The organism is Bradyrhizobium sp. DOA9 (assembly GCF_000617845.2).
In the GTDB taxonomy this organism is placed as follows: domain Bacteria; phylum Pseudomonadota; class Alphaproteobacteria; order Rhizobiales; family Xanthobacteraceae; genus Bradyrhizobium.
This window is the reverse complement of sequence record NZ_DF820425.1, coordinates 973,462-984,936: the sequence shown is the minus strand read 5'-3', so window position 1 is coordinate 984,936 and position 11,475 is coordinate 973,462. Positions and strand designations below refer to the sequence as shown.

Below are 11,475 nucleotides of genomic sequence, written 5' to 3'. Positions count from 1 at the left end.
CTTAGCGCTTGATTTCCCACCTCAAGGCTGCCGCATTGCCCTTGGCGAACATCTCGGGGACGTCGAACTGGCCGGTCTTGAGGTCATAGCGGCATCTCCAGTTCGCCAGACCCTTCACCGCGACGTTCTTCGGATGCTCGTCCATTTCGCCCGACAGCGAGATCAGGAGATAGCGGTTGTTGGGCCAGTCGACGCCGAGCCAGCGATACGCATTTTCGGTACCTTTCATCAGGTTGGCCGAGATGTGGTAGTCCAGCTTCATGTTCTTCGTGTCGGGCCGGCTGTGGAAATAGGCCCAGGCGAGATCGCTGAGCGATTGCTCGGTCGCGTTGACGAAGGCGCCGTTCTCGACATGGTAGAGAAAGAGGTCCTGCTCGCCCGAGCCGGTCTTCTGCATCCGCACCAGCCATTGCGAGTCGGCCGTGAAACGGAAACCGGCCGGATAGAGCTGCTCGGGCTTCAGCTCCTGCATCTGTTCGCCGCGCCGCGCCCAGACCTGCCACTTGATGTCGAAATCCTCGCCCTCCTTCACATACTGCTCGAGCCTGGTGGCGCCGTCGGGCGAGGTGAAGGCGAAATCGGCATCGTCGGAGAGCTTGAAGCCGGGTGGCGGGCCGGAGGCGGGCAAAGCGGGTGAAGCGGCCAACGTCAGCAGCAGCGCCAGCGATCGCACGGTACGGGAGAATACGGTCACGGGAGGAATTTCCTTGAAGAATGCACCAAGGCGGCCTTGATACTTGGACACAAGCAGGGTCGCGCCGGTTCATCCCGCGCGCCGGGACGGAGGCGTAATCCTATCGGCAGTCTTGCTGCCGCAGCCAAATCGGCGCACCTTGCCGGCCTCGGCTGATTTGCCACCCAAGGTCCTTTTCAATGATCACCGCATCCAAGGCCTTCATCGCCTTCTGTCTGCTCGCGCTGGCCGGCACCGCGCTGGTGATCGGCCCGGCCGAGCTGCGCCGCCTGCTGCCGGATGGGACCAAGGTCACCGTCGCCGCCAAGCCGGAGGCCAAGATCGAACCCAAGATCGAACCCAAGGTCGAAGCCAAGGCCGAGCTCAAGATCGAGCCCAAGCTTGAAGCCAGGGTCGAGCCCAAGGCGGAAGCCAAGCCCGAGCCGAAGCCGGAACCGCCGAAGCTCGCCGGCAGCGCGCCGCCGGCCCCCGAGCCGAAGGCGGGCGCGCTGGCCGAGACCCAGAAGCAGGTGGCCGCGCTCGGCGATCTCGTGCCGGCCAAGCCGGCGCCGGCGCCGGCTGCGGATGCCGGCCCCCGTTTCGACGTCGCCCGCATCGACGATCACGGCGAGGCGGCGGTGATCGCCGGCCGCGCCACGCCGGGTGCGAGGGTCGAGCTGCTGCGCGACGGCAAGCCGCTCGACAGCGTGGTCGCGGACGCCTCGGGCCAGTTCGTGATGACCCCGCCGCAGCTGCCGGCCGGCTCTTACGACCTGACGCTCCGGGCCAAGGCGCCGGACGGCACGGTCACCGAATCCGGCCGGACCATGCCGGTGACCATCGCAGCAGTGGCGCCGCCGCCCGCGCGCAGCCCACAGGTCGCGAAGCAGGAGACCAGGCAGGCCGAGAAGCCCGACGACAAATCGGACGCCGTCGCCGCCCTGCCGTCGGCCTCGCCGCGCCTGGCGTCGGTGCCTGTGAAGCAAGCGGGCCGGCCGAAGCTGGTCGGCGCGCCGAAGCCCAAGGCCTTCGCGCATGGGCCTTTCGCACATGCGCCGGCGGGCACCGCGGTCGCATCGGCCTCGCCGGCGGAGGCGCTCACCACCGCACCGGCCGAGGCCGGCGGCAGCCGGATCATCGCCCGCGGCGACAGCCTCTGGGCGCTCAGCCGGCTCGCCTACGGCGACGGCTCCCGTTACGCGGTGATCTTCAAGGCCAACCGCGACAAGATCCAGAACCCCAATTTGATCTATCCCGGCCAGACCTTCGTGATGCCGCAAAAGGCGGAGTGACACCGCACCGGCACGGCCGGCCTGCATTGCGACGCATTGTTCTGTGTCTCTCTGGAACATTCGGTTCCCTCGCGCGTCATTGAGATGCGACGCATTGCGCACGCGGGAGGGAGGGACGTGATCAAGCCCGTGGTTAGGTCAGCGATCGTGCCGGGACGCCTGGGACTGGCGCTCGCCGGTGCGACCCTGCTGCTCGCGGCCGTGCTGCTGCCTAACAGGGCCGAGGCGCAGTTCGGCTTGCGCGGCGGTCCGCTCGGTGTTGCGCGCTTCGCGGTCGGCCACATGATGGGCCTGTCGCGGCTGCGCCATTCCCGCATGGCCGTGCGCGGTGGCCGCTATCGCTCCGCGGCGCTGAGGTCGCAGGACCCGCGCGGGGACCGGAGCCAGCTGTCGAACCCTTACGTGCTGCGCGCGGCTCTCACCGCGCAGGCGGCGCTGGCGGGCTGGCAAGGCGGCCGCCGTCCGCAGGGCTGGTGGCGCCATCCCGACGGCAGCTACGGCTGGGTCGGCCCGGTGTTCTGGCCGTTCGCGCATGACGATCTCACCAATGCGATCGTCTTCGGCGATACCACGAGCCTCTCGCTCTACGGCTACGGCGACATCTATGCCGCGCTGTTCACGCCCTACGCCGCCACCGAGCTTGCCGCCTACACCGTGCCGCAAGGCCGTCGCGCGCGAAAGGTCCCGACCGCGGAGACGCTGTGCGAGGCCAGCGACACCGGCGGCCTGCCGGTCGAGCGCATCGCGAGCGCCGTGCAGCCGAACGAAGCTCAGCGCACCGCGCTCGACGAGCTCTCATCCGCCTGGAATGCGGCGCGCGACACCATCCGCGCCGCCTGCCCGGAGCAAACCCCCGCCAATGCGGCGGAGCGCCTCGGCCTGATGCGCGAGCGTGTCGAGGCCATGATCAAGGCCATCGACGCCATCGAAGCGCCGCTGTCGAAATTCGTCGGCCTGCTCAACGACGACCAGAAAGCCCGGTTCAACGCCCTCGCCAATGAGCGCCGCGCCGCGCTGGCGTCCCACCAGTCCAAAAACGCTGACAAGACCGCCAGCAAGGACGCCCAGGCGGCCAAGGCCTGCCAAGCGGACTACGATCCTCTTTATGACGAAAACGCGCAGCGCCAATACGAGCAGTTCGTCCAGCAGCAATGGCCTGCCGCCGAGATCGCCGCCACGCTGCACCTCGACGAGGTCGGCCGCGCCCGCTTCGAGGTGCTGCAGGACACCACGCTCCGCACCATGCAGACGCTCAGCGCCTGCCCGACCGAGCCCCCCGCAACCCCGCAGGCCCGCCTCGCCGCCGTGAAGACGCGGCTGCAGACCCTGCTGCAAGCCGTCGGCGCCATCGCCGACGCGTTCGATGATTTTCAGGCTGATCTGAGTGACGAGCAGAAGGCCGGGTTTGAGGCGATCGGGCCGAAGCGGGGGGCGTGAGGGGCGCCAGCTTGGAATGCCATCATATCCCCCTATGATATGCAGATAGGGATGCACATCACGGAGAGTGCTGGTGCTGGTTTCCAAATGGGGCAACAGCCTCGCCATTCGCCTGCCCAAAGCGCTAGTTGATGAACTCGGCCTCAAGGAGGGCGACGAGCTCAACGTGGTCAGAGCCTCGAAGGGCGAGATTGCGGTGGAGAAGGTCGACAAACGAGCGGAGTTTCTCAGGCAAGTGGAGCAATTCCAGTTTCCTCTGCCCGGCGGCTACAAATTCGATCGGGACAAGGCGAACGAGAGGTGAGCGCGTTGTTTGACAGCGGTGATCTTGGGACCTTCAGCACGGCCGCAGCATCGGCGGGCTCACCATCGTTAATCCGTTTCTCGGCATAACGCCGTGAACGCTCGCATCATCGCAAAGTCCGGACTCCTGCGCAGTCTGTGATCTCACCCGCACGCCCAGTCGAACTTCATGTCCCTAAAGTCCAGCTGCGCGTTGCCGCCGCCGAAATTGTAGCCGCCGAAATATTCCTCGAACTCGATGTAGAACGGGCTCATCTCCGGCACGGCCTGGCACGGCCGCATGGTGCCGCCGAGATGGTTGTGGGCGTGATCCCTCGCCCAGTCGTGCAGGCGGAAATTGTCGCTGCCCGGCTTGCCGCCGACATAGTAATAGTAAGGCTGATAGCCGGTCGGCGGATGTTCGCGCACATACTCGTCCTGCGGGCCCTTGCCGGCGTTGGGATCATTCGCGCGCGGCGACAACGCGATCGCGCGCGTCTCGCCGAGATCGGCGCGCGGCGGAGCGGCGAACATCTTCTTGGCGTAGCTAGGTGCGGCCTCGAAGAAGGCGCTGGCGCCGCCGACGTCGAGCCAGCGCGGCCGCTCCACTGTTGCCAGCGCAAGCGGTGCCGGCGGTGCGGCGAACGCGCCGTCATATTCGGCCCGCGTCAGCAGCAGCGCGGCATATTCGTAGTCGAGAATGTCGGTCATGCGCGACAGGCGCGGATGCGACGGCCGTGCCAGCACCGCCTCGCGAATCTCGGGATCGTCGGGCGCCCCGCCGTCATTGTGATCGGGCGCCGTGGCGAAGAACGACAATGCGACGATGTCATCGCCGTGCACCCGGTAATCCTCCGGCAACAGCAGCGTGAAGCCGTGCATCAAGGGATAGCCGGTGACGGGATCGAGCGGCCATTGCTCGGATGCGATGCCCGGCGGCAGCCCAAACACCCAGCCCTGGTCGCGCGCGCGATCCGCGGGCCGGTCCAGCATCTGCAAATCATAGGCACGCGAAGGTGGGGCAAGGGTCACGGGGTGTCTCCCACGAATGGGCCTCGCCGTTGAGGCGAGGGTTGGTCGCGGCGAGGAGGGATGTGGTTCGGGAGTGTCGTCGCGAGAGTTGCGCGTTTCAGGCGGCTTGCACCGCTGCGCTCCCTGCCACCTTGCGGCAGGGCAATCGCATTTGAACTCTGCAGAAATCATCACCCAATCAATTTGGCTCTCGAAGATACGCGAACTCGGTTGAGAAACGCGTCGACTGAGTTAGAGTTGCTCATCTCCTCCTTCCGGCACTGCGCCTTCTCCGGGCAGACCGGGTGGCGATCCGCATCATCTCGGCACGGAAGCCGACCCGGCGTGAGATAAAGTCCTATGAAGATGGTTGATCGGTGATCTGATGAAGGACGAATACGATTTCTCAGCCGCTGCGCGCGGCAAGTTCTTCCGGAAAGGGACGCGCTTGGTGCCGCCAGTCCATTTGGAGCCAGACGTCCTGGCGTACCTCTCGGACCTCGCCGTCACCCAGGGGACCTCTCTGAACGACCTGGTGAATACCCTCCTGAAGGAGGATATCGAGCGTATCGACGCTGCCGAACAAAAGGACCTTCCGTAAACCTCCCCGCCGATGCGAAGTCACGCCGCCGATGTCAGCGGTCGCGCCCGTTCGATCCGCTTGCGGTCGCGGGCCAAATGCATTGCCTCCCACAAATCTGTCCGCCACTGCACGTTCAGCCAGAAGTCCGGGCTGTTGCCGAACACCCGGGCGAGGATCAGCGCGGTTGCCGCCGTGACGTTGCGACGGTCGTTGCAGAGTTCGTTGACGTGCTTGCGCTGCACCCCCATAGCCTCGGCCAGCGCGCCCTGGGTCAGGCCCATCGGCTTCATGAATTCCTCAGTGAGGATTTCGCCGACCGTGGCCGGCTTGCGCTTCGTCGTCAGCATGGGTCACCTGTAGCTGTGATCGTCGAGATAGAGGTGGTCCCCTCGCTGCGCGCTGACCAAGCCGTTGCGCATTGGTGTTTTGCCCGACGAGTCAAGCCAAGCCGGCACCTGCGAGGCGCGCGCCGTAAGTCATTGATCCTGCAACCCCGCGCCTACTGTGCATGGGGTTGTTTTCGCAACTTTTGTTTGGCTACCCCCGTCGCCGCACCGCCGTCGCATCCACCACGTTCTCCACCGCCTCGCGCCAGCTCAAAATCTCCATCGCCAGCACGGGGTGGTTAAAACCCTTGAGCTGGAGATCGTCGAGGGCGCGGGCTTCGACCCAGGGCTCGACCATGCCGTAGACGCGGCGGCTCACCACGATCTGGTTCGGCTTGGCCTCGCTGCAGAGGCGGGAGGCGAGGTTGGTGACGCTGCCGATCGCGGCATATTCCAGCCGCTGCTCGAAGCCGACCTGGCCGAGCGTGGCATAGCCGAGCGCGATGCCGATGCCGAAGCCGAGGCTATGCCCGCGGTTGCGCCAGCGCTCGGTCAGGGGGCCGATCGTGTCGCGCATCTCCACCGCCATCCTCACGGCGCGCGCCGTGTGGTCCTCGAACTGGATCGGGGCGTTGAACAGGATCATCACGCCGTCGCCGGCATACTTGTCGAGCGTGCCCTCGTACTTGAAGATCAGCTGGCCGAGCGCGGCGTGATACTCGCGCAGCACGTTCATCGCCTCTTCCGGCTCGGTCGCTTCCGTGAACGCGGTGAAGCCGCGCAGGTCGCAGAACACCACCGTGACCTCGCGGCGCTGGCTGGTGAGCAGCCCCTCGGGGCTGTCGGAGGAGGCGATCAGCTGCGCCACCTGCGGCGCCAGGAAACGCTCGAGCTTGCGGATGCGCTCGATCTCGCCGAGCTGGGTCCTGACGCGCTCCTCCAGCGACTTGTTCCAGTCCTTGAGCTGTTCGGTCTGCTCGCGGAGCTTGTCGGCCTGGGCGCGCACGGTCGTGTTCGCCGCCTCCAGCGCGTGGCTCTTGTGGTCGACCTCGGTGAACAGCTGCGCGTTGCGCATCGCCAGCACGGCCTGGTTGGCGAAGGTGCGCATCAATCCGATGATGCTGGGCGCGAACGCGCCGGCGGCGCGGCGCAGCACGACGAGCGAGCCCAGCGTGCCCTGCTGGTCGATCAGCGGCACCACCAGCACCGAGTTGAAGCCGGCCGCGCGCGCGACCTCGCGCAGCGGTTGCTCGGCCGCATCGCCGAGCTCGGCCAGCGCGATCGGCTCGCCGCTGTCGGCGGCATCGCTCAGGATGTTGCCGCCTTGCGCGATGGTGACATGCGCGCCCTCGGCGGATTTGTCGATGCCGTTGGCCTCAACCAGGTTGAAGCGGCGCGCCTCCGCGTCGAAGCCGTAGATCAGCACCGCGTCGGCACGGGTGATCTCGATCGCGCGGCCGGCGATGGTTGCAAGCACCGCGTTGAGGTCGAGCGAGGAGGCCACCGCGCGGCCGACCTCCTCCAGCACCTTGAGCTCGTGGATCGATTGCGCGAGATCGCGGGTGCGTTCCTCGACCTTGCTCTCCAGGTTCGAATAGGTCTCCTGGATCTGGTCGGCCATGCGGTTGAACTGCCCGGCGAGGTCTTCCAGCTCGTCGGAGGTGTGCACGTCGATGCGATGGCTGAAATCGCCGGCGCCGAGCAGTTGCGCGCCGTCGCGCAGCGCCGTGATCGGAATGATCATGCGGCGGGCGAGCAGCGTGCCGGCGAGGATCGCGACCATCAGGCCCATGCCGATCAGAAGCGCGATGCGCACCAGCTGGTCGCGGATCGGCATCAATGCCTGTGTGGTCGGCTGCTCGAACAGCACGCTCCAGCCGAGCTTCGGCACGAGGCTCGCGGCGCTCATCACCGCATGACCGTTGAAGTCGGTGCCCGACGTCTCGGCTTCGTGGCCGGGCGCGATCGCGGCCGCCACCTGTGGCAGCTTGGAGAGGTCCGTGCCGATCTCGGGTCCCTTGGAGGACGTCGCCAGCACCCGGCCGCGCGGATCGACGACATAGGCGAAGGCGGCCTTGCCGACCTGGGCATCGGACAGGTAGTCGGAGAGGAAGCTGAGGTCGATCTCGGCCACGGTGACGCCGGCATTGAAGCCGGAATGCGCCACCGAGATCGACATCATCGGCGTCCGGTCGGCGAACCAGGCCGGCGCGTAGGTGACGCCGCGGGCGACGGCCTCGGTGAAGCGCATGTCGCGGGAGAGGTCGGCATTGCCGCCGGTCGTGGTCGATTGCCTGGAGACGCGCAGCACCTCGCGGCCGTCGCCGTTGAGCTGGAACAGCTGGTTGACGACCGAGACCTGGTGCAGCAGCGAGGCGTAGTCGGCACGGCGCTTCTCCAGCGTGTCCTGGCTCGCCCGCGTCACCCAGCTGATCTGGCGGTCGAGCTCGGAAATCGACTGCTCGATGCGCCGGGCGGCTGCCTGCGCCTTGTCCTCCAAGCCGTCAGTCAGCTGTGTCCTGGTGGCGCGGTAGGAGATCCAGGTCTCCATCGCGCCGTTGACGGCGAGGACGAACACGACGAGGCCGACGAGGGAGACGACGTATTTGGCGAACAGGCCCTCGCGCAGAGATCGTGTCTTGTCGTTCGCTCCTGCCATCCCGATCCTCTCGCGCCGCCACGGATGCCGCGCGCTACGGCCGTACAGGCCCTTCCAAGCCGTTCTAGCACAATTTGGACCGAAGGGCGGTCATGCAGCCGGCGGACCGGCCGGTGTGGTTACCCCCTTATGGTCTGTTGCCCCCTTATGGTCTCTTGGGCAGGTGGACCGGCAGCGATTGTCGCCGCCCGATCCGTTCGAAGCAGGGAGCTTATCGATTGAAGAGCTGCCGCAGCACGTCGTTCATTGGCTGACTGTCCTGCTGCGCGACCGGCGGGTCCTCCAGGGCGGGGGCCGCAGGCGAGGCCTGCTGCGCCGGCGTGGAGGGCGTTGCCGGCAGGCTGCGGCTGCGGCCGGTAGCCGTGCCGCTCCCCGCGCTGCTCCCCGTACCGCTGGAGAGGCCCTGCTGGATCAGATTGCCGAGCGCCTCCCCGAGCGGGCCGCCGAGCAGATTGTTCTGCGCCGGTTGCTGGCCTTGCGGATTGGCATTGCCGGTTGCATTGCCGCCGCCCGGCGCGACGGTGCCGCCAAGACCGAGGCTGCCGAGGATGTTGCCGAGCCCGGCGCCGTCGGGGCCGAACAGGCCCTTGCCCATCTCGCGCAGCTTGGCATAGGCGGCGTCGGGATTGTCGAGCATGCCGGCCATATCAGGATAGATCCGCGGCTGCGACCAGGAGCCCTGGATCATCACGGGAATGCCGAAGCCGACCGGCTCGCTCGTGCGGCCCTGGCCTTCGGTCGTCATCACGAGCTTCGGCTCGACGCGAAAGCCCATCATCTTGGTGTCGAGGGCGATCGTGCCGGCGCCGGTGACCCGCACCAGCGGCCCGATCAGGTTGAGATCGGTCGTCACCGCCTGGCCCTTGTCGATGCGGAAGGAGGCCGAGAGCTGCGACAGATCCGTGCTCTGCTCCTGGCTGCTGCTCTGGTTGTCTTGCCAGCCGGACAGCGTGCTCGTCGTCAGCGAGCGGATCATCTGTGCGACATTGATGCCGCGGATGGCGCCGTCCTGGAAATTGACGAAGGCCGTGCCCTGCATGTTCGCCATCAGCGCGCGCTGGCTGGTGCCGGCGCTGCGCAAGGCGAGCTTGGCCTGCAGCTTGCCGTCGATGCGGTCGAACTCGGCAAGGCCCTGCAGCAGCGGCAGCGCGCGCACGCCGACGAGGTCGGAATGCATGGCAAAGCTCGGCGCGCCGGTGGTCGCGTCCAGGATCACCTCGCCCGAGATCTGGCCGCCATAGGCGCCGAGATTGGCCGTGCCGGCCTTCAGCACGCCGCCGGCGAGCTTGGCATCGAGCGCCAGCGGCGCGATGCGCGCATCGCCGATCACGGCCTCGCTGGCGGAGATCCGCACCTGCGCATCGACATAGTTGAGCCCGGAGACGTCGATCGGCGCATTGCTCCAGGGTTGCCCGGACACGCCTTCCGGCGATTTTGCCAGCGGCATGGCGAGCCGCTGGAAGTCGAGGTCGAGCTTGACCAGCGGCTTGCTCGCGATGTCGACCGAAGCCCAGCCGTTGAAGGCGCCGTCGCCGAGCCTGCCGTTCACGCCGTTGATCATCACGACATTGCCGCTCAGCCGCATCTCGGCGTGACCGGTGAGCTGGGATTTCAGCACGCTCGGCATGTCGACGGCGAAATCCACCGGATACGTCGAGCGCTCGGCCGGCACGGTCGCCTTGATGTCGAACTTGGTCGGATGATCGCCGACGCGGGCGGTGCCGGCGATATTGACCTTGCGGTCGCGGTCGATGGTCGCGTCGGCATTGATGGTGCTGATGCGGCCCTCGATACGGTCGCGCAGGCGCGAGAATGCCACCTCGCCGTCAGTGATTCTGATGCGCTCGATGGTGGCGCCGTTGGTGTCGAGCGCGAGCGGCTTCGCAGGCGCGGCCGCACTCGGCAGGCGTTCGCGCAGCAGCGGCTGATAGAGCACGGGATGGGTGACGACGAGCTCGCTGATCTCAGGCTTGCCCGACCATATGCTGGCGAGCGACATGTCGGCCTGCACGCGGTCGATCGTGAGGCGCTTGATGCCGCTGCGGTCCTTGGGATCGGTCAGCGCGAGGTCGTTCAGCGTGACGTTCAGCGTCGGCCACAGGCTGATCTTGGTGGTGCCGTCGATCGACAGCCGATAGCCGGTCGCACTCTCGACGCGCGAGGCGATCGTCGAGGTCAGGAAGCCCGAGGGGATCCCGATCACGAGCAGGAGTGCGATCACGACGATGACGGCGGCCAGGGCCCCGCCGGCGAATTTCAATGCTCTCATGTCGACTTTCCAGCGCCGGGCAATCCGCGTCGAACCGGCAGGTCACCCGTCCTTTGCGCCCAGAGTTTATCCCCGGACGGGAAGCGGCTCCAAGCGCGTAAAAATAGTCTGGGGGTGCTGCAAAGTTATGTGACTTATGACACACTTCTCCGGCGCGGTATTACGCGATCATGAAGTTGATGGTTTCAAGCGATTTGCCAGGAACGATGCCAAGACAACTGACCTGGACGTTCACAAGGACATTGACATGAGCAAGCAGGCCGAATTTGCGGTCATTCTGAAGATGAACCCGATGTTCGCCGATCTCGGGGCGGACGAGCTCCAGCGGCTGTCCAATCTCTGCCACACCCAGCATTTGTCCAGCGGCGAGGTGCTGTTCCAGAAGGGCGATCCAGGGAACGCGCTGTTCGGCGTGCGCCGCGGCCAGGTCCGCATCGAGACCGGCGCCGCCGACGGCAGCCGGCTGACGCTGAACTTCATGGGGCCGGGCGACCTGTTCGGCGAGGTCGCGGTGCTGGACGGCCAGAACCGCACGGCCGATGCGACCGCGGGCGAGGCAAGCGAATTGTTCGTGCTGCGGCGCGAAGACTTCCTCGGCTTCCTCGAGCGCGAGCCCAAGGTCGCGATCAAGATCATCGCGCTGCTTTGCCAGCGCATTCGCTGGCAGAGCGAGCGCATGGAAGAATCCATGCTGCAGCCGCTGCCGGTGCGGCTGGCGCGGCGGCTCTGCGCGCTCGCAGCCGATTTCGGCTCCGAGGTCCACATCTCGCAGGAGCAGCTCGGCGTCTTCGTCGGCGCCGCCCGCGAAAGCGTCAACCGCCAGCTCCAGGCCTGGCGCAAGGAAGCGATCCTCGACCTCCAGCGCGGCCGGATATTGCTGCGGAACATGACCAAGCTGACCGCGATCGCGCGGAACGAGTAGGGCTTACGAGCACGCTTCGTA

10 protein-coding genes are annotated in these 11,475 nt (G+C 66.6%); 5 read left to right on the top strand and 5 right to left on the bottom strand.

The features are described 5' to 3' along the window. Window position 1: 1 nt before the first annotated feature. Window positions 2–694 carry a hypothetical protein gene (locus tag BDOA9_RS04530; protein WP_025032766.1) on the bottom strand — a complete coding sequence of 231 codons (693 nt, stop codon included), beginning with the start codon at window positions 692–694 and terminating at the stop codon, window positions 2–4. Between the two features lie 179 nt (window positions 695–873). Between BDOA9_RS04530 and BDOA9_RS04525 the strand changes: the two genes are divergently transcribed. The 3 genes from BDOA9_RS04525 (at window position 874) to BDOA9_RS04515 (ending at window position 3,706) form a co-directional block, all read left to right on the top strand. Further along, window positions 874–1,965 carry a LysM peptidoglycan-binding domain-containing protein gene (locus BDOA9_RS04525; protein ID WP_025032765.1) on the top strand — a complete coding sequence of 364 codons (1,092 nt, stop codon included), beginning with the start codon at window positions 874–876 and terminating at the stop codon, window positions 1,963–1,965. Between the two features lie 117 nt (window positions 1,966–2,082). Beyond that, on the top strand, window positions 2,083–3,402 hold the full coding sequence (locus BDOA9_RS04520) for a Spy/CpxP family protein refolding chaperone (RefSeq protein ID WP_025032764.1): 1,320 nt from the start codon (window positions 2,083–2,085) through the stop codon (window positions 3,400–3,402). A 73-nt stretch (window positions 3,403–3,475) separates the two neighbouring features. Continuing rightward, window positions 3,476–3,706: an AbrB/MazE/SpoVT family DNA-binding domain-containing protein gene (locus tag BDOA9_RS04515; RefSeq protein WP_025032763.1), complete on the top strand. Its 231-nt coding sequence runs from the start codon at window positions 3,476–3,478 to the stop codon at window positions 3,704–3,706. A 143-nt stretch (window positions 3,707–3,849) separates the two neighbouring features. On the opposite strand, the gene BDOA9_RS04510 is transcribed toward BDOA9_RS04515, so the two are convergent. Next, the gene (locus BDOA9_RS04510; protein WP_025032762.1) at window positions 3,850–4,716 is read right to left on the bottom strand and encodes a hypothetical protein; all 867 of its coding nucleotides are present in this window, start codon (window positions 4,714–4,716) and stop codon (window positions 3,850–3,852) included. A gap of 364 nt (window positions 4,717–5,080) precedes the next feature. Between BDOA9_RS04510 and BDOA9_RS04505 the strand changes: the two genes are divergently transcribed. Beyond that, complete coding sequence (locus BDOA9_RS04505) at window positions 5,081–5,296, top strand: hypothetical protein (RefSeq protein WP_025032761.1); 216 nt, start codon at window positions 5,081–5,083, stop codon at window positions 5,294–5,296. A 20-nt stretch (window positions 5,297–5,316) separates the two neighbouring features. On the opposite strand, the gene BDOA9_RS04500 is transcribed toward BDOA9_RS04505, so the two are convergent. The 3 genes from BDOA9_RS04500 to BDOA9_RS04490 all read right to left on the bottom strand — a co-directional run bounded on the left by BDOA9_RS04500 (window position 5,317) and on the right by BDOA9_RS04490 (window position 10,532). Further along, window positions 5,317–5,625, bottom strand: coding sequence for a HigA family addiction module antitoxin (locus tag BDOA9_RS04500; protein WP_025032760.1), 309 nt, complete (start codon window positions 5,623–5,625; stop codon window positions 5,317–5,319). A 190-nt stretch (window positions 5,626–5,815) separates the two neighbouring features. Then, on the bottom strand, window positions 5,816–8,263 hold the full coding sequence (locus tag BDOA9_RS04495) for an adenylate/guanylate cyclase domain-containing protein (protein WP_025032759.1): 2,448 nt from the start codon (window positions 8,261–8,263) through the stop codon (window positions 5,816–5,818). A gap of 211 nt (window positions 8,264–8,474) precedes the next feature. Then, window positions 8,475–10,532 carry an AsmA family protein gene (locus BDOA9_RS04490; protein WP_025032758.1) on the bottom strand — a complete coding sequence of 686 codons (2,058 nt, stop codon included), beginning with the start codon at window positions 10,530–10,532 and terminating at the stop codon, window positions 8,475–8,477. A gap of 247 nt (window positions 10,533–10,779) precedes the next feature. Between BDOA9_RS04490 and BDOA9_RS04485 the strand changes: the two genes are divergently transcribed. Next, on the top strand, window positions 10,780–11,454 hold the full coding sequence (locus tag BDOA9_RS04485; protein WP_025032757.1) for a Crp/Fnr family transcriptional regulator: 675 nt from the start codon (window positions 10,780–10,782) through the stop codon (window positions 11,452–11,454). The last annotated feature ends 21 nt before the right edge of the window (window positions 11,455–11,475 follow it).